Source organism: Pseudomonas sp. PDM20 (assembly GCF_014852575.3).
Classification (GTDB): domain Bacteria; phylum Pseudomonadota; class Gammaproteobacteria; order Pseudomonadales; family Pseudomonadaceae; genus Pseudomonas.
The window spans coordinates 6,424,302-6,447,000 of the sequence record NZ_CM181224.1; the positions used below are offsets into that span (position 1 = coordinate 6,424,302).

General features: G+C 66.4%; 18 protein-coding genes. 3 read left to right on the plus strand and 15 right to left on the minus strand.

Features of this window, described 5'->3' with window-relative positions; genetic code table 11:
• Positions 1-138 precede the first annotated feature (138 nt).
• Positions 139-1,224: a 5-(carboxyamino)imidazole ribonucleotide synthase gene (locus IB261_RS29565; RefSeq protein WP_192383559.1), complete on the minus strand. Its 1,086-nt coding sequence runs from the start codon at positions 1,222-1,224 to the stop codon at positions 139-141.
• An 8-nt stretch (positions 1,225-1,232) separates the two neighbouring features.
• On the minus strand, positions 1,233-1,724 hold the full coding sequence (purE, locus tag IB261_RS29570; RefSeq protein ID WP_017521570.1) for a 5-(carboxyamino)imidazole ribonucleotide mutase: 492 nt from the start codon (positions 1,722-1,724) through the stop codon (positions 1,233-1,235).
• Positions 1,725-2,042: 318 nt separating this feature from the next.
• On the opposite strand from purE, the gene adhP reads away from it, so the two are divergent.
• Positions 2,043-3,077 (plus strand): alcohol dehydrogenase AdhP, encoded by a 1,035-nt coding sequence (gene adhP / locus IB261_RS29575; protein WP_081519141.1) that lies wholly within the window; start codon positions 2,043-2,045, stop codon positions 3,075-3,077.
• Between the two features lie 97 nt (positions 3,078-3,174).
• Here adhP and IB261_RS29580 read toward each other — a convergent pair whose 3' ends face one another.
• From IB261_RS29580 to IB261_RS29595, 4 genes are all read right to left on the minus strand, one after another.
• A complete protein-coding gene (locus tag IB261_RS29580) occupies positions 3,175-5,601 on the minus strand; it encodes a TonB-dependent siderophore receptor (protein ID WP_192383558.1) in 2,427 nt (808 codons plus the stop codon).
• Positions 5,602-5,716: 115 nt separating this feature from the next.
• Entirely contained in the window at positions 5,717-6,721 is a 1,005-nt protein-coding gene (locus IB261_RS29585; RefSeq protein WP_192383557.1) for a FecR family protein, read from the minus strand.
• Entirely contained in the window at positions 6,718-7,305 is a 588-nt protein-coding gene (locus IB261_RS29590) for an RNA polymerase sigma factor (RefSeq protein ID WP_151188750.1), read from the minus strand. The genes IB261_RS29585 and IB261_RS29590 overlap by 4 nt, the downstream gene beginning before the upstream one ends.
• A gap of 126 nt (positions 7,306-7,431) precedes the next feature.
• On the minus strand, positions 7,432-8,346 hold the full coding sequence (locus tag IB261_RS29595) for a LysR substrate-binding domain-containing protein (protein ID WP_045214108.1): 915 nt from the start codon (positions 8,344-8,346) through the stop codon (positions 7,432-7,434).
• A 211-nt stretch (positions 8,347-8,557) separates the two neighbouring features.
• Between IB261_RS29595 and aspA the strand changes: the two genes are divergently transcribed.
• A complete protein-coding gene (gene aspA / locus IB261_RS29600) occupies positions 8,558-9,982 on the plus strand; it encodes an aspartate ammonia-lyase (protein WP_192383556.1) in 1,425 nt (474 codons plus the stop codon).
• Between the two features lie 285 nt (positions 9,983-10,267).
• Here the strand turns inward: aspA and IB261_RS29605 are convergent, their stop codons facing one another.
• From IB261_RS29605 to gbca, 9 genes are all read right to left on the minus strand, one after another.
• Positions 10,268-10,564, minus strand: a complete 297-nt coding sequence (locus tag IB261_RS29605) for a cell division protein ZapA (protein WP_081519136.1) — start codon at positions 10,562-10,564, stop codon at positions 10,268-10,270.
• A complete protein-coding gene (locus IB261_RS29610; RefSeq protein ID WP_138213642.1) occupies positions 10,561-10,791 on the minus strand; it encodes a hypothetical protein in 231 nt (76 codons plus the stop codon). The genes IB261_RS29605 and IB261_RS29610 overlap by 4 nt, the downstream gene beginning before the upstream one ends.
• 264 nt (positions 10,792-11,055) lie before the next feature.
• Complete coding sequence (gene etfB / locus IB261_RS29615) at positions 11,056-11,832, minus strand: electron transfer flavoprotein subunit beta (protein ID WP_192383555.1); 777 nt, start codon at positions 11,830-11,832, stop codon at positions 11,056-11,058.
• Positions 11,833-11,952: 120 nt separating this feature from the next.
• Complete coding sequence (gene etfA, locus IB261_RS29620; protein WP_192383554.1) at positions 11,953-13,185, minus strand: electron transfer flavoprotein subunit alpha; 1,233 nt, start codon at positions 13,183-13,185, stop codon at positions 11,953-11,955.
• Positions 13,186-13,303: 118 nt separating this feature from the next.
• On the minus strand, positions 13,304-15,271 hold the full coding sequence (gene dgcB, locus IB261_RS29625; protein WP_192383577.1) for a dimethylglycine demethylation protein DgcB: 1,968 nt from the start codon (positions 15,269-15,271) through the stop codon (positions 13,304-13,306).
• A gap of 190 nt (positions 15,272-15,461) precedes the next feature.
• Positions 15,462-17,522, minus strand: coding sequence for a dimethylglycine demethylation protein DgcA (gene dgcA / locus IB261_RS29630; protein ID WP_192383553.1), 2,061 nt, complete (start codon positions 17,520-17,522; stop codon positions 15,462-15,464).
• 74 nt (positions 17,523-17,596) lie between these two features.
• On the minus strand, positions 17,597-18,127 hold the full coding sequence (locus IB261_RS29635) for a 4-vinyl reductase (RefSeq protein WP_081519130.1): 531 nt from the start codon (positions 18,125-18,127) through the stop codon (positions 17,597-17,599).
• 138 nt (positions 18,128-18,265) lie between these two features.
• Positions 18,266-19,243, minus strand: a complete 978-nt coding sequence (locus IB261_RS29640) for a dipeptidase (protein WP_081519129.1) — start codon at positions 19,241-19,243, stop codon at positions 18,266-18,268.
• Between the two features lie 503 nt (positions 19,244-19,746).
• The gene (gbca, locus tag IB261_RS29645) at positions 19,747-21,036 is read right to left on the minus strand and encodes a glycine betaine monooxygenase oxygenase subunit (RefSeq protein WP_081519128.1); all 1,290 of its coding nucleotides are present in this window, start codon (positions 21,034-21,036) and stop codon (positions 19,747-19,749) included.
• A 429-nt stretch (positions 21,037-21,465) separates the two neighbouring features.
• Here gbca and gbcB point away from each other — a divergent pair, with 429 nt between their 5' ends.
• A complete protein-coding gene (gene gbcB, locus IB261_RS29650) occupies positions 21,466-22,569 on the plus strand; it encodes a glycine betaine monooxygenase reductase subunit (RefSeq protein ID WP_081519127.1) in 1,104 nt (367 codons plus the stop codon).
• Positions 22,570-22,699: the final 130 nt, after the last annotated feature.

The following is a 22,699-nucleotide window of genomic DNA, read 5'->3' on the forward strand; positions in this document are numbered from 1 at the left end:
CTCGCGTTCCGTGTATTCCCGCGCGCCAGAGCGACCCGCAGTGTTTCGTGGGCCTTACAGCACTCCGCCGATCGCCCATGAAAAAAGCCGCGTCAGCGATTGACGCGGCTTTCTCCTGTCACCTGGATCGGCGGGCCGTCAGACCTTGGCGATCAGCGCCTCGACTTCGGCGATGCGCGCCTTCAGGGTCGGCAGGTCGGCGCTGCGCAGGGTGGCGTGGCCAACCTTGCGCCCGGCCTTGAAGGCCTTGCCGTAGTGGTGCAGGTGGCAGTCGGCGATGTTCAGCACCTCGGCCACCGGCGGCACTTCGCCGATGAAGTTGAGCATGGCGCTCTCGCCCACTTTCGCGGTCGAGCCCAGCGGCAAGCCGGCGATGGCGCGCACGTGGTTTTCGAACTGGCTGCACTCGGAACCTTCGATGGTCCAGTGGCCGGAGTTGTGCACGCGCGGGGCGATCTCGTTGGCCTTCAGGCCGCCGTCGACTTCGAAGAACTCGAAAGCCATCACGCCTACGTACTGCAACTTGTCCAGCACGCGGCCGACGTAGTCTTCGGCCAGCGCCTGCAACGGGTGCTCGGTGCTCGCCACGGAGAGGCGCAGGATGCCGTTCTCGTGGGTGTTGTGCACCAGCGGGTAGAAGCGGGTTTCGCCGTCGCGGGCGCGGACCGCCACCAGCGAGACTTCGCCGGTGAAGGGCACGAAACCTTCGAGGATGCACGGCACGCTGCCCAATTCGGCGAAGGCGCCAGTGACGTCCTCGGCCTTGCGCAGGACCTTCTGGCCCTTGCCGTCGTAGCCCAGGGTGCGGGTCTTCATCACCGCCGGCAGGCCGATGCTGGCTACCGCGGCGTCGAGGTCGGCCTGGGACTGTACGTCGGCGAAGGCCGGGGTCGGGATGCCCAGGTCCTTGAACATGGACTTCTCGAACCAGCGGTCGCGGGCGATGCGCAGCGACTCGGCGTTCGGATAGACCGGCACGAACTGCGAGAGGAAAGCCACGGTCTCGGCCGGCACGCTCTCGAACTCGAAGGTCACCACGTCGACTTCATCGGCCAGCTGGCGCAGGTGGTCCTGGTCGCTGTAGTCAGCGCGGATGTGCTCGCCCAGGGCTTGCGCGCAGGCGTCCGGCGCCGGGTCGAGGAAGGCGAAGTTCATGCCCAGCGGGGTACCCGCCAGGGACAGCATGCGGCCCAGCTGGCCGCCACCGATGACACCGATCTTCATGGTCGTACTCAGGCCTCGCGCGGATCGGGATTGTCCAGCACCGTCTCGGTCTGGGTGGCGCGGAACTGCTTCAGCGCCTCGTGGTATTGGGGGTACTTGGCGCCCAGGATGCTGGCGGAAAGCAGGGCTGCGTTGGTCGCGCCGGCCTTGCCGATGGCCAGGGTGGCGACCGGGACGCCGGCGGGCATCTGCACGATGGACAGCAGCGAATCGACGCCCGAGAGCATGGAGGACTGTACCGGCACGCCGAGGACCGGCAGGTGGGTCTTGGCGGCGCACATGCCCGGCAGGTGGGCGGCACCGCCGGCACCGGCGATAATCACTTCGATGCCACGGCCATCGGCCTCTTCGGCGTACTGGAAGAGCAGGTCCGGAGTACGGTGGGCGGAAACCACCTTCACTTCATACGGAATGCCGAGCTTGTCCAGCATGTCTGCGGTGTGGCTCAGGGTGCTCCAGTCGGATTTGGAACCCATGATCACGCCAACCAGTGCGCTCATCGTCGTGCCTCTCTCAAGTGCGCTCTTGGGCGCGTCAGAAACCAACAAGCCACGACTCCGTGAGGGCGTGGCTTGTACGTGGCCAAACCGGCGGGCAGTGCCGGCTTGAAGGCGGCGCAGTATACCGCAAAGACTGTGCGGCAGTGCACTGGGCATGACCGTTGGTCCCGATTTCGTCATTCCACCATCGACAAGGCCTGCGACGACCGCGGAAAAGCTTGCCGCAGCTCAAGATGGCCTAGGCTCAGAGGCTCAGACTCGTCTGACACGAACCTGCCCGGATGGGGCAGGTCCCTCACCCTTCAAGGAGCGAGCGCAATGTCCACGACCCTGCCCACGACCATGAAAGCCGCTGTCGTCCACGCCTTTGGCGAGCCACTGCGGATCGAGGAAGTCAAAGTCCCGCTGCCCGGCCCCGGGCAGATCCTGGTGAAGATCGAGGCGTCCGGCGTCTGCCACACCGACCTGCATGCCGCCGAAGGCGACTGGCCGGTGAAGCCGAGCCTGCCGTTCATTCCCGGCCATGAAGGCGTCGGTTTTGTCGCTGCAGTCGGCTCCGGCGTCACCCGCGTGAAGGAGGGCGACCGCGTCGGCGTGCCCTGGCTGTACACCGCCTGCGGCTGCTGCGAACACTGCCTGACCGGCTGGGAAACCCTCTGCGAGAGCCAGCAGAACACCGGCTATTCGGTGAACGGTGGCTATGCCGAATACGTGCTGGCGGACCCGAACTACGTCGGCATCCTGCCCAAGGACGTCAGCTTCCTGGAAATCGCGCCGATCCTCTGCGCGGGCGTCACCGTCTACAAGGGCCTGAAGGAAACCGGCGCGCGCCCCGGCCAGTGGGTGGCAATCTCCGGTATCGGCGGCCTCGGCCACGTGGCCGTGCAGTATGCCAAGGCCATGGGCCTGCATGTGGTGGCGGTGGACGTGGATGACGCCAAGCTGGAGCTCGCCAGGCGCCTGGGCGCCAGCCTGACCGTCAACGCGAAGAAGGAAGACCCGGTCGAGGTGGTGCAGCGCGATATCGGCGGCGCCCACGGTGTACTGGTCACGGCGGTGTCCAACAGCGCCTTCGGCCAGGGCATCGGCATGGCCCGTCGCGGCGGCACCGTGTCGCTGGTCGGCCTGCCGCCGGGCGACTTCCCCACGCCGATCTTCGACGTGGTGCTCAAGGGCCTGCACATCACCGGCTCCATCGTCGGCACCCGCGCCGACCTGCAGGAAGCCCTGGACTTCGCCGGCGAAGGCCTGGTGAAGGCCACCGTCGCCTCCGGCAAGCTGGACGACATCAACGCCATTCTCGACCGCATGCGCGCCGGGCAGATCGAAGGGCGGATCGTGGTCGAGATGTAGGCCTCTGCGCGGGGTGGACTCCTACCCCGCGCCTCACCTGTAGGGCAAATAACCCGGAACGGGCTATCCGCCCTACAAAGCGACCGCGTCTTCCGGATCAGAACTCCACCGTGGTCGAGAACTCGAACTGCCGCGGCTCGCCGATAGCCACGTAGAGGTTGTTCGCCGCCGACGGGTAGTAGGTGCGGTCAAACAGGTTCTTCACGTTGAACTGGAAGCCGACGTTGTGCCCGCCCAGCTTGGTGTCGTAGCTGGCGAAGGCATCGGCCACGGTGTAGGACGGCAGCTCGAAGGAGTTGGACGGATCGCCCGCGCGCTTGCCCACATAACGCGCGCCGCCTCCAAGACGCAGATCGTCGCCGCCGAGCAGCGAGCCGGCGTCGTACACCGCCGTCAGCGAGGCGGTCTCCTTCGCCACGTTCTGCAGGCGGTTGCCTTCCAGCTCCGGGTCATCGGTCACTTCGGCGTCCAGCCAGGCGTAGCTGCCGAGCAGGCTCCAGCTTTCGCTCAGTTGGCCGGTGACGTCCAGTTCGGCGCCATAGGAGCGCACCTTGCCGGCGGTGCTGACACGGCTGTCGCCGTTGGCGTCGAGCTGGGTGACCATCACGTTGCGCTTGCGGATGTCGAAGAGCGCCAGGTTGGCGGTGACGCGGCCGGGGATGTCGAGCTTGCCGCCGATTTCCCAGGACGAAGCCTCCTCAGGCTGGATCGCCGAGTCGATCACCTCGCCGGTGGAGAGCGGCGCAATGGTGGAGTTGGGCTTGAACGACTGGGTGTAGCTGCCGTACAGCGAGACCTCGTCGTTGACCTTGTAGACCACACCCGCGCGCGGCACCCACTTCTGCCCGCTGATGTCGGTGTTGGCCTTGAACGGCCGGCCGCGCCCGGCGTACTGGTCGTACATCTGGTAGCGCCCGCCGGCGACCAGAATCCAGTGGTCGTCCAGGTGCCAGGAATCCTGCAGGAACAGCGAGTCGCTGCGCAGCTTGTCGGTCTGGTCGCTGTCGCTGGCGCTGACGCTGGTGGCCGGGGAAATCTGCCCGTAGACCGGGTCGAGGTAGTTCAGGGTGGTGTTCTTGGTGTCGCGGATCAGGTCGGCGCGGTAGATCTTGCGCTTCTCGCTGTCGATGCCGACCACCAGCTCGTGGCGAAAGCCACCCAGTTGCAGGTCGCCGTTCAGGCTGGCGGTGGCGAAACTGTCGCTGCTCACCGCGCCGTGGGTGCCGTCGACGCGGCGGGTCACGGTGCCGTTGCTGTTCACCTTGGTCACCCGCGCCTGGTTGTCGTCGTAGGTCTCGCGGGTCCAGCCGTAGGCGAGGTGCGCCTTCCAGGCATCGTCGAGACGGTGTTCGATATCCAGGCGGCTCAGGTCGGAGCGGCCTTCGGTGATGTTGAACGGCTCGTCCAGCCGGCGGGTACGCGGGATATCCAGCGGCCTGTTGGTACGCGGATCGATGGCGGTGCCACGGTCGAACGGCGTCTTGAACTCGCGATGCTCGTAGCTGAGGTTCACCGTGGTGTCCTCGCCGAACCAGGCCAGCGACGGCGCGACGAGGGTCTCGCGCTGCTGGCCGAAATTGCGCCAGTAGTTCTCGTCCTGGTGATCGACGATCAACCGGTAGGCCAGGTTGCTTTCACCCAGCGCGCCGGTGCTGTCGATCTGCGCGCCGCTGCCCTGCTTGCCATGGGCGAAGGTCGAGCCGCGCAGGGTGACGGCGTTGTACTGCTGCAGCTGCGGCTTCTTGCTCACCACGTTGACCACGCCGCCCGGGTCCTGGATGCCGTAGAGCACGGAGGCCGGGCCCTTGAGCACCTCGACGTGATCGGCGGTGGCGGTGAGGTTGCGGCCCAGCACCGAGGGCAGTCCGTCACGCATGATCGAGCCGTCGCGGTTGTCGCCGAAGCCGCGCTTCATCACCGCATCCTGGGTGCCGCCGAGGGTATTGGCCTGGGTCACGCCGCTGATGTTGCCCAGCGCGTCGTCGAGGTTGCGCGGCTTCTGGTCGCGCAGCGCCTGCGCCGGGACGGTGACGATGCTCTGCGGGGTCTCCAGCACCGGCGTATCGGTGCGGCCGATGGAGGCCACCGGCGCCGGCTGGTAGCTGGTGGCGGCGGCCTGGCCGGTGACGGTGGTGTCGGTCAGGCTCAGGGGATCGGCGGGCAGGCGCTCCAGGGTCAGGGTATGACCGTCGAGGGCGCGGAAGCGGTAGCCGGAACCAGCGAGCAGGCGGTTCAGCGCGTCGTTGGCGCTGAGCTGGCCAGAGACTGCCGGGGCCTTGAGGTCGTACGGCGTTTCATCGGTGTAGACCACGCTCAGGCCGGTCACCCGGCTGAACTCGCTGAGCGCCTGGGGCAGCGGCTGGGCGGTGATGGCGAAGCCATGTTTCGCCAGTAGCGCGGAGCTGGCGGCGACTTCATCCGCCAACGCGGCCGGCGCCTGCGCGGCGACCAGGGCGGTGCCGAGCACGAAGGCGGCGAGCGGTTTCAGGGACAGTTCGGGGACAGCGCGGCGCAGCGGGGTCATCGGGGGCTCACTTGCTCGAAAGGTCGACTTCACATGCGAATAAATCGCATTCATGACCACTGCACGGAGCAGCCGCGTCGGTACCTCATCCCTTTTTCGAAAATATTTTCCGCGCTCAGCGAATCAGCACGAAGCGCCCGAGCAGCGGCTGCTGGCGGAAGCCCACCACCGCTTGCAGCGAATCCAGCGCGGCCTGTGGGTCGGCGCTGCGGAAACTGCCGCTGACCCGACGCTGCGCCAGTTCGTTATCGAGCAGCACGATGCGCCCCGGATAGTAGGTGCCCAGGCGCTCCAGCACCTCGCCCAGCGGCGCGCGGTAGAAGGTCAGCCAACCCTGGCGCCAGGCCAGCGCGGCCTGGGCGTCGGCGGGCTGGGCATCGCCCAGTCTGGTGCCGTCGATGCCGACGCGTTCGCCTGCGCCGAGCACTACTTCCGGCACGCCCACCGCGTGGCTGCCGCGCACCGAGACGCGGCCTTCGACGACGGTGACGCGGGTCTGCTCGCCCAGGCGACGGACTTCGAATTCGGTGCCCAGCACCCGCGCTTCGCCTTCGCCGGCGCGCACCACGAAGGGCTTGGGAAGGTGCTTCACGGCAAAGGACGCGGCACCGCGCAGCAGGTCGACACGGCGTTGCTCGCCATCCAGGGAGACGGCGACGGCGCTGTCGGCATCCAGGGTCAGGCGCGAGCCGTCATCCAGGGTGATCTCGCGCACTTCGCCCGGCGCGCTGACGTAGTCGGCGGAGAGATCGGTGACCCAGTTGCCCGGCGACCACCAGCCGCCGGCCCAGAGCATCAGCAGCAGGCAGGCGGCGCTGGCCAGAGGATAGCCCCAGCGTCGGTTATTACCTTGCGCAGGGCGGATGGCGGGACGATCCATCTGCACCAGATAGGCGTTCAGGACAGCGTCCTCCTCCGCCGCCAGCCGTTGCGCCGGTGCGGCACTGGCCTGCCACAGCGCATCGACTTCGGCATAGGCGCTGGCGTGCCGGGGATCAGCCGCCAGCCACGCCTGGAAAGCACCCAGCCAGGCTTCGCCACCACGATCCTGCAGACGTAGCAGCCACTGGCGCGCCTGACGCTGGGCGTCCTCGGGCGAGGTGGCGATTTCAGGCTTCATCGGTCAGCGGCTCCACGGCGAGTGGCCGGCGCGGCGGGCATCAGGCTCGCCTTGCAGGCATCGAGGGCGCGCATCATATGTTTTTCCACCGCGCTCTGGGAAAGCCCCACGGCCGTGGCGATCTCGCCGTAGGTGCGGCCGTGCACGCGGCTGAGCAGGAAGATGTGGCGAGTGCGCTCGGGCAACTGGCGCAGGGCGTCTTCTATGAGGGCCAGGTCGGCGCCGGCCTGCACGGCCTGTTCCGGCGAAGGCTGGGCATCGCCGTCATCGGGCAGCAGAGCGCTCAAGGTGCGGCCGCGCGAGTCCTCGCCACGCAGATGGTCGATGGCGAGGTTGCGCGCACTGCGCAGCAGGTAGCTGCCAAGCTCCTCCACCGGTGCCTGCGGGCGCTTCCAGAAGCGCAGGAACAGGTCCTGCACCAGGTCCGCTGCGGTGGCGCGGCAGCCGACGCGACGCCGCACCAGTGCCTCCATGCGCGGGCGCTGGGTCAGGAACACCTGCAGGAAGTCCTCGCGCGGCAGTGCCTCGGCGGGCGCCGGGGCGTCCGCGGCACGGGAGTCGGCCGGGCGGTCGGAATGGGGCATCGGGGACGGAGGCTCGCCAGCGGTCCGCACCGAAGCCGGCGCGAGGGGAAGACCCTGGAAAGCCGCAAATGATAATGCTTATCAAATAAACGGAACAGCCCCGGTCGTCCGCCTCCGCACGGCGGATCAGGGCGTCTCGTCCAGCCCCAGGCCGCCTTCCAGCTTGCGCCAGAGCAGGCGAATCTGCGCCTTGCGCACCAGGGCGCAGCGGTACAGGCGGATTTCCTGCGGGACGATCCAGTGCGGGCCGCCGCACAGCGCCAGCTCGCCGCGCGCCAGCTCCGACTCCATGCTCAGGCGCGGCACCCAGGCCACGCCCATGCCCTGCAGCGCCATGCTCTTCAGGCTGTCGGCCATCGCCGTTTCATAGACAGTGGTGTAGCGCAGGTTGCGCTGGCGCAGCAGCAGGTTCACCCCGCGCCCGAGGAAGGCACCGGCACTGTAGGCCAGCAGCGGCACACTCTGACCGCTGTCCAGGTCGTAGAGCGGTACGCCGGCGGAGTTCACCGCGCACACCGGCAGCATCTCGGTACGGCCCAGGTGCAGCGAGGGGAAGACTTCCGGATCCATCTGCAGCGCGGCGTCCGGATCGTAGAAGGCCATCATCAGGTCGCAGCCGCCTTCGCGCAGCAGGTGCACCGCCTCGCCGACGTTGGTGGCCACCAAACGGCTGGCGATGTTCAGGCCCTCGGAGCGCAGGCGCGAGATCCACGCCGGGAAGAAGCCCAGCGCCAGGGAGTGCGCGGCGGCGAACTGCAGCACCTCGCCCTGCCCGCCTTCCAGATGGTGCAGGTGGCGCACCACCTGACCGAGCTGCTCGACCACCGCGCGGGCGGTGACCAGGAACAGCTGGCCCGCCTCGGTCAGCTCGATGGGCGTGCGCTGGCGGTTCACCAACGTCAGGCCGAGGGCATCTTCCAGGCTGCGGATGCGCCGGCTGAACGCCGGCTGGGTGACGAAGCGCTTTTCAGCGGCCTGGGAAAAACTGCGGGTGGTGGCCAGGGTGCTGAAGTCTTCCAGCCATTTGGTCTCGAGGTTCACGTCAACTCCAACGCTGTCACACACTGATCGATTGGTCAGGAGCCGGGCGCGCGTAGCACAGTCACACGCTCGCCGTCATCAATTCGTCACAGGGTACATTATGCCGTTCGTGCATGAGGCAGCCTTTAACAGCATTGGCCGACGAAAGGCGAAATCCCTAGTCTACCGGGCATCGCGGCACTGGCCGTGTTCCTTTGAGACAATCCCTGTCATGTCCCCTGTTGCATCGTTCCGCATCGAGAAAGACCTCCTCGGCACCCTCGAAGTATCTTCTGACGCCTACTACGGCATCCAGACCCTGCGCGCTGTGAACAACTTCCGCCTCTCGGGCGTGCCGCTGTCGCACTACCCGAAGCTGGTCGTCGCCCTGGCGATGGTCAAGCAGGCGGCTGCCGATGCCAACCACAAGCTCGGCCACCTGCCGGCAGACAAGCACGCCGCCATCAGCGAAGCCTGTGCCCGTCTGATCCGCGGTGACTTCCACGACCAGTTCGTGGTGGACATGATCCAGGGTGGCGCCGGCACCTCCACCAACATGAACGCGAACGAAGTGATCGCGAACATCGCGCTGGAAGCCATGGGCCACACCAAGGGTGAGTACAAGTACCTGCACCCGAACAACGACGTGAACATGGCGCAGTCGACCAACGACGCATACCCGACCGCCATCCGCCTGGGCCTGCTGCTCGGCCACGACACCCTGTTGGCCAGCCTCGACAGCCTGATCCAGGCCTTCGCCGCCAAGGGCGTCGAGTTCGCCAGCGTACTGAAGATGGGCCGTACCCAGCTGCAGGACGCGGTGCCGATGACCCTCGGCCAGGAATTCCACGCCTTCGCCACCACCCTGGGCGAAGACCTCGACCGCCTGCGTCGCCTGGCGCCGGAACTGCTGACCGAAGTGAACCTCGGCGGCACCGCGATCGGCACCGGCATCAACGCCGACCCCGGCTACCAGAAGCTGGCCGTCGAGCGCCTGGCTGAAATCAGTGGCCAGCCGGTCGTCCCGGCTGCCGACCTGATCGAAGCCACCTCCGACATGGGCGCCTTCGTGCTGTTCTCCGGCATGCTCAAGCGCACCGCGGTCAAGCTGTCGAAGATCTGCAACGACCTGCGCCTGCTGTCCAGCGGCCCGCGCACCGGCATCAACGAGATCAACCTGCCGCCGCGTCAGCCGGGCAGCTCGATCATGCCGGGCAAGGTCAACCCGGTGATCCCGGAGGCCGTGAACATGTGCGCCTTCGAAATCATGGGCAACGACCTGGCGCTGACCATCGCTGCCGAAGGCGGCCAGCTGCAGCTGAACGTGATGGAGCCGCTGATCGCCTACAAGATCTTCGACTCGATCCGCCTGCTCCAGCGCGCCATGGACATGCTCCGCGAGCATTGCATCACCGGCATCACCGCCAACGTCGAGCGCTGCCACCAACTGGTGGAGCACAGCATCGGCCTGGTCACCGCGCTGAACCCGTACATCGGCTACGAGAACTCCACCCGCATCGCCAAGATCGCGCTGGAAACCGGCCGCGGCGTACTGGAACTGGTTCGCGAGGAACAGCTGCTGGACGAAGCCACCCTGGCCGACATCCTGCTGCCGGAAAACATGATCGCCCCGCGCCTGATTCCGCTGCGCGCCTGATCACCCGCCCGGCGCGAGCCGGGCACGTCTCACCGGTTGAGGGGGAGTACTCCTTCCTCACCTTTCAGGGATTGGTTACCCCCACTCCCTTCTTTTATGCCCGGCGCGGCGGACTTGTCCGAAGCGCCACGTCTCACCGGTTGAGGGGCCTCCTGGCCCACTCTCCTTTAGAAGGGACACCGCTTACCCCGGTGTCCCCTTTTTTTTGCCTGCGATTCGGGTACGACAAAGTGCACCGCGAACGTTGTCCGCGATGCCCTGCATGTACAAAAGAGACGCGCGGGATCAGTCCTGCCGTTGCAGGTGATCGAGAATCCGGCGGTTGAGGGCAGCGATACGCTCCACGGCGTCCGCCTCGTCGCACTCCCCGTCCTGCGCGCCGAGCTGACGGGCACAGAGGTTGAGCGCGGAAAGCACCATCAGCTCATTGCTGGTGACGTAGGGGAATTTCTTCTTGCTGGCGGTGATCTCCGCCTGCAACAGCGCGGCCGCGTCCTGCAGCCGGCGCTCTTCACCGGCCGGCGCCCGGACGCTGTATTCGCGCCCGAGGATGCGCAGGACGCGGACGCCGTCGCCACTCATGCGTGGGCGCGGCTGTCGCTGACGCGGCGGATCAGCGCCTGCAGGCGGGTGGCCGTAGCGTTGTGCTTCTCTTCCTGCTCCATCAGGGACAGCTGCAGGCTGTCGTTTTCCTCACGGGCCTTGAGCAGCTCTTCACGCACAGCGGCGTTGTCCTGCACCAGCACTTCGTTCTGCTGCAGCAGTTCGGCGACCAGCTGTTCAAGTTGTTCGAGGGTGGAATCAAGCATGGGAGCCTCCGCAAAGCCTTTCAAAGGGTGCGGAGGATAAAGAAAGGGGCGCGGCGGGGCCAGCAGAAACGGGAATCTTCTGACAAGCCGTATGCTGTCAATTCAATAGCTTACGAGATAATTCTCGTGTCATTTCAATGATTTCCGGCCACCAGCATGATTTCGACCGGAAAATCGCCCGCAAGGTTCGCTGGCGCGGACATCTGTAGGAGCGGGCCATGCCCGCGATCGCGCCCATCGAGCGCTCCTACAGGGAGCGCGGTGTCAGACTCGAATCACCCCTTCTTCACGCAGCAGCTTGAAGATCGCCTCGGCACCCGCTTCGGCCGTGACGTCCTTGAGCACCTGCCCGGTGCCGCCGGAGGCCTTGGCGGTGGCGGCCTTCATGCGCTCGGCGCCGGTCTTCGCCTTGATCACCTTCAGCCGCTTGGGACGCGGGCGCGCCGGTTGCAGGTTGCCTTCGGCGAGCAGCGGGTCGTCCACCACCTCCACTTCATGGGCTTCCAGATAGCCACGACGAGCCGGGCCGAACGCGCTCTGGCGAGCCACCGGCGCGGCATTGTCGACACTGGCGACGAAGGGCAGGCGCACCTTCAGCCGGCGCCGCTGGCCTCGGGGCAAGGCCTGCAGCACCTGGGCGCTGCCGCCTTCCACCTTCTCCACTTCCGCCAGGCCGACCACCAGCGGCCAGCCCAGCCGCTCGGCCAGCAGGAACGGCAGCATGCCCGAGCCTTCGCCGGTTTCCGCCTGGGTGCCGGTGAGTACCAGTTGCGCATCGCTGTCGCCGAGGTAGGCCGCCAGTGCCGGCAGGGCGTCGGCGCCAGCGGGCTGCTCCAGCACCGCCAGTTCGTCCAGGCCCATGCCGAGGTAGCCGCGCAGCGCTTCCTCCCCGGCGTCGCCGGCGTGTACCACGCGCAGGCGCTTGCCAGCGAGGCTCATGCCCAGCTCCACCGCGCGGGCATCCTGGTCGGCACGGCGAGAACGACCGGAGGCCGGGTGGGCGCCGATGGAAACCAGGGTGACGATGTTCAGGTCGTTCATAAGCCACCTCGGGCTTGCAAGCTGGCGTAGGGCGAATAACGCGCAGCGTTATCCGCCGATGTGGCTACGGCGGCGGATAAAGCCTTCGGCTTTATCCGCCCTACAATCGGAGAAAACGCCTCAGGCCGCATCGCGCGCCGCTCCATTGCGATGGGCTTCGGCCAGGGCCATCAGCGCCTTGAGGATCGCCGTGGAATCGCCGATCACCGAGAGGTCGGCGCGTTTGATCATGTCGCAGCCCGGGTCCATGTTGATCGCCACCACCTTGTCGCAGGAGCCGATGCCCTGCAGGTGCTGGATCGCCCCGGAGATACCGACGGCGAGATAGACCCGCGCAGTGACCCAGGTGCCGGTGGCGCCGACCTGGCGAGCGCGCGGCATGTGGCCGTCGTCCACCGCCACGCGGGAAGCCCCCTCGGTGGCGCCGAGAGCGACAGCGGCGCGGTGGAACAGGTCCCAGTCCTTCACGCCATTGCCGCCGGAGAGGATGAACTCCGCCTCGGCCATGGGAATCTGCGCCGGGTCCACGGCCACCGGGCCGAGGTCTTCGATACGCGGGATGTTGCGCGCGACGCTGGAGTCCAGCTCCACGGCACGGGCTTCGTGGCGGGTCTCGCTGACCGGTTCGGCGCACTCGGCAGCGGCCAGGATCAGGCGCGGCAGCTCGCGGTGCAGGTCCTGCTGACCAGCACCGGCACGGCCGACGCAGCGCTCGCCTTCGGCCTGCCAGACGCGGGTCGCCGGGCGTTCGCCCAGGCTCGCGGCCAAGCGGCGGCCCAGTTCGCCGCCACCGCTGCGGCTGTCGGGCAGCAACCAGTGGCGCGGAGCGAACTGGCTGTTGGCTGAGCGCAGCGCCAGCACCCGTTGTTCCGGGGCGTAGCCGTCGTACTCGTTGCCTTCGATCATCAGCAGGCGGTCGACGCCGGCGGTATCGAAGGCACTTTCCTTGTGCTCGCCGAACACCACAGCGAGCACCGCGCCGTCGCTGCCGGCGAGCTTGCGGGCCAGGCCCAGCAGATCGCGGTCGTGGCTGGACAGACGACCGCCGACCATGTCCGGCACCACGGCAATCAGGAACGCCGGTTGTTCGAGAATCACCAGCGGCAGCTGCACCACTTCCGGAGCGCTGCTGCGCTTGCCGCCGGTGCCCTGCTGGCCACCGGAGCGGTCGATGCGTTTGACGCCATTGGGGCCGATGAAGCCCACCGCATGGGGGTTCTTGCGCACCACGCCGTTGGGGCCCATCCAGCGGCTCTCGCCGCCCTGGGCCGATTGCATGGCCGCGTGCAGCGGATGCAGGCGGTTGCGGGCGATCCACTCGGCGCGCGGGTCGCGGCGGATGATGTCGCTCATGCTCGATGCTCCAGGCAGGTGTAGGGCGAATAACGCGCAGCGTTATCCGCCGATGACGTCGAGACGGCGGATAAAGCCGTTGGCTTTATGCGCCCTACGAAGGCGTCCGGCGCGTTCATCAGTGCACCTCCGCCGTTTCTTCACGGCGCGCCAGCGAGGGCTTTTTTGCCGGCACCTCGGTGGCCTCGATGAGGACCTCGGCAACCAGCTCGGCGATGTCCTTGATCTCCGGGCGTGGCGCGACCACGCCCTCGAGCATCGCGGTGCATTGCGGGCAGCCCACGGCCACCAGCTCAGCGCCGGTTTCCTTGATGTCGGCCATGCGCATGTCGGGAATCCGCTGCTTGCCGGGGATGTCGGTGATCGGCGCGCCGCCACCACCACCGCAGCAGCGCGAGCGGAAGCCGGAGCGTTGCATTTCCTTGACCTCGATGCCGATGGCCTTGAGCACAGCGCGTGGCGCCTCGTACTCGCCGTTGTAGCGGCCGAGGTAGCACGGGTCGTGGTAGGTCACGCTGGCGGCCTTGCTCTGGCCGAGGTTCAGCGCGCCCTTCTGTACCAGCTCGTCGATGAAGGTGGTGTGGTGCAGCACCCGGTAGTTGCCGCCCAGCGCGCCGTATTCGTTCTTCAGCACGTGGAAGCTGTGCGGGTCGCAGCTGACGATGCGCTTGAAGCGGTACTTGGCCAGGGTGGCGATGTTGCGCCTGGCCAGGGTCTGGAAGGTGGCTTCGTCACCCAGGCGGCGGGCCACGTCGCCGCTGTCGCGCTCTTCCAGGCCGAGTACGGCGAAGTCGACATTGGCGGCCTTGAGGATCTTCACGAAGGACCGCAGGGTGCGCTGGTTGCGCATGTCGAAGGCACCGTCGCCGACCCAGAACAGCACGTCGGCCTGCTGCTTGTCGGCCAGCAGCGGCAGGTTCAGGTCCGCCGCCCAGTTCAGCCGGCCACCGGGGGCGAAGCCGCCGGGGTTGTCGGTGGCGATGAGGTTTTCCAGCACCTCGGCGCCCTTGTTCGGGGTCGCACCCTTTTCCAGCGTGAGGTGGCGGCGCATGTCGACGATGGCGTCGACGTGCTCGATCATCATCGGGCATTCCTCGACGCAGGCGCGGCAGGTGGTGCAGGACCACAGGGTCTCGGCATCCACCAGCGCCTTGCCGTCCAGCGCGACGATGGGCTGGTGGGGTCCGCCGCTGTGTTCGCCCAGCGGTTTTCCCGGATACGGGGAGCCGGCGAAGTTCGCGTCGCTGCCGCCAGCCAGGCCGATGACCATGTCCTGGATGAGCTTCTTCGGGTTCAGCGGCTGGCCGGCAGCGAACGCCGGGCACATGGCTTCGCACTTGCCGCACTGCACGCAGGCGTCGAAGCCGAGCAGCTGGTTCCAGGTGAAATCGGTGGGCTTCTCGACGCCCAGCGGCGCCATGGGGTCTTCCAGGTCCAGCGGTTTCAGGCCGGTGGAACGACCACCACCGAAGCGCTCGGAGCGGCGGTGCCAGGCCAGGTGCAGGGCGCCGGCGAAGGCGTGCTTCATCGGCCCGCCCCAGGTCATGCCGAAGAACAGCTCGGACACGCCCCAGGCCACTCCAATGGCGAGGATGGCCGCCAGGAACCAACCACCGAAGCCTTCCGGGAGGATGCCGGCCACCGGCAGGGTGGCGATGAAGAAGCTCGCCGAGAACATCAGCAGGCTTTTCGGCAGGCGCATCCACGGGCCTTTCGACAGCCGCGACGGCGGGTCGAGGCGGCGCCTGGCGACGAACAGCGCGCCGCAGAACATCAGCGCTGTGGCGGCCAGCAGGGCGAAGCCGAGGATGCGGCTGTGCAGGCCGAAACCGTGCACGAGAATAGCCAGCAGCGCGGCGGCGACGAAGCCGCCAGCGGTGGCCACGTGGGTCTTGGACATGTACTTGTCGCGCTCGACCACGTGGTGCAGGTCCACCAGGTAGCGGCGCGGCATCTTCAGCAGGCCGCCGATCCAGTCGACCTGGGCGGGCCGGCCGCGGCGCCACATCGTAAAGCGCTTCACGGCGCCCAGCACGGCGAGGCCGAGGGCGCTGAAGAGCAGGATGGGGAGGATAATGTTGAGCATTGTCATGGGTCTCCTCGCAGGGACCGAAATGGGGACTCCGGACCAGTCCCCTCTCCCTTCAGGGAGAGGGTTAGGGAGAGGGTGTTCGAGCCGGCACTGCGCATGGCCTGAAACACCCTCTCCCCCCGCCCTCTCCCGCAAGCGGGAGAGGGGCTATCCGAGCCAGCCGGAGATCCTTACCGGGCCTGTATCAGAAGTCCTTGCACAGACGCAGCGCGTCATAGATCGCCGCATGCGTATTGCGCTGGGCCACGCAGTCGCCGATGCGGAACAGCAGGTAACCGTCGCCGGGCTCGCTGAGACACGGCTGCGGCTTGATCGCGAACAGCGCCTCGACGTCGATCTGGCCCTTGTTGCGCGAACCCTGCTTGAGCGCGTAGTACAGGCTCTCGTCCGGACGTACGCCGTTCTCCACGACGATCTGGTCGACCACCCGCTCCTCTTTGGCGCCGGTGTATTCGTTCTCCAGCACCGCCACCAGCTTGTCGCCCTCGCGGTAGACCTTCTCCAGCATCAGGTCCCCGGTCATGATCACTTCCTTGGGGTACATGCTGCGGTAGTAGGTCGGGAAGGTGGTGCCGCCGATGGCCACGCCCGGCTTGATGTCGTCGGTGACGATCTCGACCTGGGCGCCCTTGTCGGCGAGGAAGTCCGCCACCGACATGCCGCTGAATTCGCAGATGGTGTCGTAGACCAGCACGTTCTTGCCCGGCGCCACCTTGCCGTCGAGCACGTCCCAGCTGCTGACCACCAGCCCGTCGGCGGCGCCCCAGTGTTCGTTCTGCTCGAGGAACGGGTGGCCGCCGTTGGCCAGCACCACCACGTCGGGACGCAGGTCCATGATGGTGTCGGCGTCCGCGCCGGTGCCCAGGCGCAGGTCGACATTCAGGCGCGCCAGTTCCAGCTGGTACCAGCGGGTGATGCCAGCGATCTGGTCACGCTGCGGGGCTTTCGAGGCCGTGGTGATCTGCCCGCCCAGTTGGTCCTTCTTCTCGAACAGGGTGACGTCGTGACCACGCTCGGCGGCGACGCGCGCCGCTTCCATGCCGGCCGGGCCGCCACCGACGACCACTACCTTGCGCTTCACGCCGGTGGTCTTCTCGATGATGTGCGGCACGCCCATGTATTCGCGGGAGGTGGCGGCGTTCTGGATGCACAGCACGTCCAGGCCCTGGTACTGGCGGTCGATGCAGTAGTTGGCGCCGACGCACTGCTTGATCTGGTCGATCTGGCCCATCTTGATCTTGGCGATCAAGTGCGGGTCGGCGATGTGCGCGCGGGTCATGCCGACCATGTCCACGTAGCCGCCCTCAAGGATGCGCGTGGCCTGGTTGGGGTCCTTGATGTTCTGCGCGTGCAGCACCGGCACATTGACCACTTCCTTGATGCCGGCAGCCAGGTGCAGGAAAGGCTCCGGCGGATAGGTCATGTTCGGGATGACGTTGGCCAGGGTGTTGTGGGTGTCGCAGCCCGAGCCGACCACGCCGATGAAGTCGATCATCCCGGTGTCGCTGTAGTACTTGGCGATCTGCTTCATGTCGTCGTGGGTGAGGCCGTCCGGGTGGAACTCGTCACCGCAGATGCGCATGCCGACGCAGAAGTCGTCACCGACTTCCCGGCGCACGGCCTTGAGCACTTCCAGGCCGAACTTCATGCGGCCCTCGAAGGTGCCGCCCCACTCGTCGGTCCGCTTGTTGACGCGCGGGCTCCAGAACTGGTCGATCATGTGCTGGTGCACGGCGGACAGCTCGACGCCGTCCAGGCCGCCTTCCTTCGCCCGGCGTGCCGCCTGGGCGTAGTTGCCGATCACGCGCCAGATCTCTTCCGGCTCGATGGTCTTGCAGGTGGCGCGGTGCACCGGTTCGCGGATGCCCGAGGGCGACATCAGGGTCGGCCAGTTGAAGCCGTCCCAGCGCGAGCGGCGGCCCATGTGGGTAATCTGGATCATGATCTTGGCCCCATGCTTGTGCATGGCGTCGGCCAGGTTCTGGAAGTGCGGGATGATGCGGTCGGTGGAGAGGTTCACCGAGCTCCACCATTCCTGCGGGCTGTCGATGGCGACCACGGAGGAACCGCCGCAGATGGCCAGGCCGATGCCGCCCTTGGCCTTCTCCTCGTAGTACTTCACGTAGCGCTCGGTGGTCATGCCGCCGTCGGTGGCGTAGACCTCGGCGTGGGCGGTGGAGAGCACGCGGTTGCGGATGGTCAGCTTGCCGATCTGGATCGGCTGGAACATTGCCTCGAAAGCCATTGCGGCATCCTCACGGGATCAGAGGTTTCTTGTTGTGGTGGCGGCCCGCGGGCCGCCCGTGCCGAAGTCGTGGATCAGAGGGGTTTGACGACGAACAGGCCGTCGTCGTGGCCTTCCTCGGCGCCGCTGTAGACCTGCTCGGCCACGGTGCGCAACGCGCTGCCGCGCGCCTGGAGAATCTGGTCCATGGCGCCGGCGAACCAGCCGGTGAACATGTAGTCGACCTTGCGGTTGACCTTGCCGTAGACGTACACGAAGGCCGAATGCTTCAGGCGTACCTGGGCAGTGCCCTTGTCGAGGTCGATCTGCTCGATCTGGAACAGGCCCCAGCCGCGCTGGGACAGGCGCTTCATGTAGTGCTCGAAGACTTCCACGCCGACCAGACCGTGGCACTCGGCTTCCTTCTCGCACCAGTGCCAGGCGGACTTGTAGCCGGCCTTGTAGAGGATTTCGGCATAGCGCTCGGCGCCCAGCTCTTCCTCGATGCCCATGTGGTTGTTGACGAAGAAGTGCCGCGGTACGTAGAGCATCGGCAGGGCGTCGGAGGTCCAGACGCCGGTTTCGCTGTCGACTTCGATGGGCAGTTCGGGGGCGTGTTTGGCCATGAGGTTTCGCTCCAATTCTTTTGGCTCCCTCTCCCTTGGGGAGAGGGTTGGGGTGAGGGGTTCTACGGGTGAGCGCGGCAGCCCTCACCCCGGCCCTAGCTGCGCGCCCCGCTCCTGAGGGAGAGGGGGAAAAGCGGATTACTCGCCCCAGACTTCGCCGAGGATGCGCACCCAGTTCTCGCCCATGACCTTGCGCACCACGCGCTCGGGCATGCCGCGCTTGAGCAGGGTTTCGGTGAGGTTGGGGAATTCGCCCACGGTGCGGATGCCCAGCGGGTTGACGATCTTCCCGAAGTTGGTGAGGCGGCGGGCGTAACCCTTGTCGTGGGTCAGCCACTCGAAGAAGTCCTGGCCGTGGCCCTGGGTGAAGTCGGTGCCGATGCCGATGGCGTCCTCACCGACGATGTTCATCACGTACTCGATGGCTTCGGCGTAGTCGTCGATGGTCGAGTCGATGCCCTTGGCGAGGAAGGGCGCGAACATGGTCACGCCGACGAAGCCGCCGTGGTCGGCGATGAACTTCAGCTCGGCGTCGGACTTGTTGCGCGGGTGCTCTTTGAGGCCCGACGGCAGGCAGTGGGAGTAGGTGACGGGCTTCTTCGACTCGAGGATGACTTCCTCGGAGGTCTTGGAGCCGACGTGGGACAGGTCGCACATGATGCCGACGCGATTCATCTCTGCGACGATCTCGCGGCCGAAGCCGGAGAGGCCGCCGTCGCGCTCGTAGCAGCCGGTGCCGACCAGGTTCTGGGTGTTGTAGCACATCTGCACGATGCCCACGCCCAGCTGCTTGAACACCTCGACGTAGCCCAGCTGGTCCTCGAACGCGTGGGCGTTCTGGAAGCCGAAGAGGATGCCGGTCTTGCCCTGCTCCTTGGCCTTGCGGATGTCGGCGGTGGTGCGCACCTGCAGCACCAGGTCGCTGTTGTCGCGGATCAGCTTGCTGCTGGAGACGATGTTGTTCACCGTCGCCTGGAATCCTTCCCACACCGACACGGTGCAGTTGGCGGCGGTCAGGCCGCCCTTGCGCATGTCCTCGAACAGCTCGCGGTTCCATTTGGCGATGATCAGGCCATCGATGACGATGCTGTCGGCGTGAAGTTCGGCTGGGCTCATCTTGGCGTCTCTCTTATCAGGGCCGGCTGGTCAGGCAAGGCTTGTCAGGCTTGGCGCGGCGGGTTTTCCCCCGACGCTTTGCAGGCAGGATATCCCTGCACCCCGAGGCGACCCGGTTCGAAAACGACCAGGGTCATACCGAAAGCGTCAAGGCGGCGACATGGGCGACAGCGTTTGCGTCGCACAGGGGAATGCGTGCCGCGCAAAGGCTCGGAAGCCGCGGATTACCGAGTGAGGGGAGATGCAGAACCGAGACGTAGGATGGCGTGGAGCGCAGCGATACCCATCAATTCACGACCGCGCTGCGCCGATGGGTATCGCTTCGCTCCACCCATCCTACAAAGAGCACAGCGACAGGGATCAGCGCTTGCGCCAGCAGGCAAAGAGGTTCCACGCCACCAGGCCGGTGACGAAAGCGGAGCTGCTGTAGAAGAGCATGGCGTCCACGTGGCTTCCTCCTGAACGACAACGCCCCCGAAGAGGGGGCGCTGGATGGCTGGGGCTTACTTCTCGGCGACCAGGCGGGCGTGGGCGGATTCTTCGCCCAGGTTGTTCAGCAACCGCTCGCTGTACCAGTCGAGGAAGTTGATCACGCCGAACTCGTAGGTCTTGGAGTACGGCCCCGGCTGGTAGGCGGTGGAGTTGATGCCGCGCTGGTTCTCCTCGGCCAGGCGACGGTCCTGGTCATTGGTGGCGTCCCAGACTTCGCGCAGGCGGGCGACGTCGTAGTCGACGCCTTCCACCGCATCCTTGTGCACCAGCCACTTGGTGGTGACCATGGTTTCCTGCGCGCTGATCGGCCACACGGTGAAGACGATCAGGTGGTCGCCCATGCAGTGGTTCCACGAATGCGGCAGGTGCAGGATGCGCATCGAGCCCAGGTCCGGGTTCTGGATGCGGCCCATGAGCTTCTTGCTGCCCTGCTTGCCGTCCATGGTCATGGACACGGTGCCCTGCAGCAGCGGCATGCGCACAATGCGGTTGCGCAGGCCGAAGCTTTCATGGGCATAGGGAATCTTCTCGGCTTCCCAGGCGGTGGTGCAGGCGGCGACCTGGTCCTTGAACGCCTGGCTGGCGCGCGGGTCGGTGACGTCGTCCCACTCCAGCAGGGTGTTCAGCAGCTCCGGGTGGGAGCCGTTGCAGTGGTAGCACTCGCGGTTGTTCTCCAGCACCAGCTTCCAGTTGGCCTTTTCCATCAGCGTGGTCTGCACCGCGACCTTGGTGTTCTCCATGTCGTACGGCTCCATGTAGTGCTCGAGCGTACGCAGGAAGTCATCGATGGCCGGCGGGTTCTCCGACAGCGAGATGAAGATGTAGCCGCCGGCGGTCTTCACGTTCACCGGCTTGAGGCTGTAGTTCTTCATGTCGAAGTCGGCGCCCATCTCGGTGCCGGCGAACAGCAGGCGGCCGTCCAGCTCGTAGGTCCACTGGTGGTAGGGGCAGACCAGCTTGGCGACCTTGCCCTTGTCGCTGACGCACAGACGCGAGCCACGGTGGCGGCAGACGTTGTGGAAGGCGTGGATCTTGCCTTCCGCACCGCGCAGGACGATCACCGGGTTGTCGCCGATCTGCAGGGTGAGGAAGTTGCCCTTGGCGGGGATCTCGCAGGTCATGCCAGCGATCAGCCACTCCTTGTGGAAGATCTCCTGCATGTCCAGCTGGAACAGGCGCTCGTCGTTGTAGAAGGGCTGCGGCAGCGAGAAGCTGTGGTCGCGGCTGCGCAGCATCTCGGCGGTGGCCTTGCGGGCCGGTTCCAGCGGGTCGCCCAGACTCAGGGTAGTGGTGACGTCCATTGCTCGGTCCTCATGCCGCAGCCCGGTCGGGCTGCCGGCGGAAATAAGTGGCTGATACGGTTTGCCACGCAGGGCTTGTTTGCGGCAGGTGCCAGGCGCGCCGAGTGCGCCGTTTCCCGCCGTCTCGCTCAACCTTGGGAGTTGCTCGGCATGGAGCTGAGTGTGGGGCCGCACCCCGGGATTACCCTTATCCATGGGCGACACGGCCACATCATTTCCCGACGCGCAACGGCACGTCCCAGGCGGCAGGTCGCGATAAGCATGCAAATGTCGCTGGCAGGTAAATGCAGCGGCCATCCTCGTGCACACAATCCGCCCCATCAGGCATGCCGAAAGGCCCCGTGCTTTCTACGCTCAAGCGGCGTAGGCAAACGGGCCCCGGCGCTGCCCCATCAGGCCCAGCACGGCCCGCGTGCGCGGAGAGACAGCATGTCGACGAACAACTTCCTCAATCCGGTGAATACCCAGACCTGGGCCAACGGGCGCCACCTGGTGCGCTGCGTGAAGGCCATCCAGGAAACCTGGGATGTACGCACCTTCTGCTTCATGGCCGACGCGCCGATCATGTTCTTCTTCAAGCCGGGGCAGTTCGTCACCCTGGAGCTGGAGATCGACGGCCAGCCGATCATGCGCTCCTACACCATCTCCAGCTCGCCCTCGGTGCCCTACAGCTTCTCCATCACCATCAAGCGCGTGCCCGGCGGCAAGGTGTCGAACTGGCTGCACGACAACCTCAAGGAAGGCGACCAGATCCCGGTGCACGGGCCGGTGGGCAACTTCAACGCCATCGACTTCCCCGCCGAGAAGGTGCTGTTCCTTTCCGGCGGCGTCGGCATCACCCCGGTGATGTCCATGTCGCGCTGGTTCTTCGACACCAACGGCAACGTCGACATGGTCTTCGTGCACAGCGCGCGCACGCCCAAGGACATCATCTACCACCGCGAGCTGGAGCACATGAACTCGCGGATCAACAACTTCAAGCTGTACCTGGTCTGCGAGAAGTACGAGATGGGTGAGTCCTGGGCCGGCTACCGGGGCTTCCTGAACAAGGCGATGCTGCAGCTGATGGCGCCGGACTTCCTCGAGCGCGAGGTCTTCTGCTGCGGCCCGACGCCCTACATGCACGCGGTCAGGCGCCTGCTCGAAGCCGAGGGCTACGACATGTCGCGCTACCACGAGGAGGCCTTTGGCCCGACCCCGCCGGAAGTCCGCGCCGACGTGAAGGAACTGGCCGCCGAAGCCGCCGAGGCGCCGGCCGTGCCCCTGGCCGATCAGAACCTGGTGGAGTTCTGCGAGACAGGCAAGAGCATCCGCGTGGCACCGGGCGAGACCGTCCATGCCGCCGCCGCGCAGCTCGGCCTGCACATTCCCAAGGCCTGCGGCATGGGCATCTGCGGCACCTGCAAGGTCATGAAGCGCTCGGGCGAAGTGGAGATGGAGCACAACGGCGGGATCACCGACGAAGACGTCGCCGAAGGCTACATCCTGTCCTGCTGCAGCGTGCCCAAGGGTGACGTGGTGATCGAGTACTGATCACAGCCTGCCCCCACCTGTCCCACACGTTACCCACTGAGTTATCCACAGGCTGAAGGTGTCCCGAGGCAAGCTCGGAGACACCTCTGGCCGAACCGGCTGGCCGCCTCGATCCCGCCTGCAACCCTTA

What these genes read in the sequence shown, in the direction of transcription:
- IB261_RS29590 (WP_151188750.1), bottom strand. Translation starts at nt 7,305, where the DNA reads ATGCCCCATTCCGACCGCCCGGCCGACTCCCGTGCCGCGGACGCCCCG.
- dgcA (WP_192383553.1), bottom strand. Translation starts at nt 17,522, where the DNA reads ATGGCTTTCGAGGCAATGTTCCAGCCGATCCAGATCGGCAAGCTGACC.
- IB261_RS29565 (WP_192383559.1), bottom strand. Translation starts at nt 1,224, where the DNA reads ATGAAGATCGGTGTCATCGGTGGCGGCCAGCTGGGCCGCATGCTGTCC.
- etfB (WP_192383555.1), bottom strand. Translation starts at nt 11,832, where the DNA reads ATGAACGACCTGAACATCGTCACCCTGGTTTCCATCGGCGCCCACCCG.
- purE (WP_017521570.1), bottom strand. Translation starts at nt 1,724, where the DNA reads ATGAGCGCACTGGTTGGCGTGATCATGGGTTCCAAATCCGACTGGAGC.
- IB261_RS29640 (WP_081519129.1), bottom strand. Translation starts at nt 19,243, where the DNA reads ATGAGCCCAGCCGAACTTCACGCCGACAGCATCGTCATCGATGGCCTG.
- IB261_RS29635 (WP_081519130.1), bottom strand. Translation starts at nt 18,127, where the DNA reads ATGGCCAAACACGCCCCCGAACTGCCCATCGAAGTCGACAGCGAAACC.
- aspA (WP_192383556.1), top strand. Translation starts at nt 8,558, where the DNA reads ATGTCCCCTGTTGCATCGTTCCGCATCGAGAAAGACCTCCTCGGCACC.
- gbcB (WP_081519127.1), top strand. Translation starts at nt 21,466, where the DNA reads ATGTCGACGAACAACTTCCTCAATCCGGTGAATACCCAGACCTGGGCC.
- dgcB (WP_192383577.1), bottom strand. Translation starts at nt 15,271, where the DNA reads ATGCTCAACATTATCCTCCCCATCCTGCTCTTCAGCGCCCTCGGCCTC.
- IB261_RS29605 (WP_081519136.1), bottom strand. Translation starts at nt 10,564, where the DNA reads ATGAGTGGCGACGGCGTCCGCGTCCTGCGCATCCTCGGGCGCGAATAC.
- IB261_RS29585 (WP_192383557.1), bottom strand. Translation starts at nt 6,721, where the DNA reads ATGAAGCCTGAAATCGCCACCTCGCCCGAGGACGCCCAGCGTCAGGCG.
- gbca (WP_081519128.1), bottom strand. Translation starts at nt 21,036, where the DNA reads ATGGACGTCACCACTACCCTGAGTCTGGGCGACCCGCTGGAACCGGCC.
- IB261_RS29580 (WP_192383558.1), bottom strand. Translation starts at nt 5,601, where the DNA reads ATGACCCCGCTGCGCCGCGCTGTCCCCGAACTGTCCCTGAAACCGCTC.
- IB261_RS29610 (WP_138213642.1), bottom strand. Translation starts at nt 10,791, where the DNA reads ATGCTTGATTCCACCCTCGAACAACTTGAACAGCTGGTCGCCGAACTG.
- adhP (WP_081519141.1), top strand. Translation starts at nt 2,043, where the DNA reads ATGTCCACGACCCTGCCCACGACCATGAAAGCCGCTGTCGTCCACGCC.
- etfA (WP_192383554.1), bottom strand. Translation starts at nt 13,185, where the DNA reads ATGAGCGACATCATCCGCCGCGACCCGCGCGCCGAGTGGATCGCCCGC.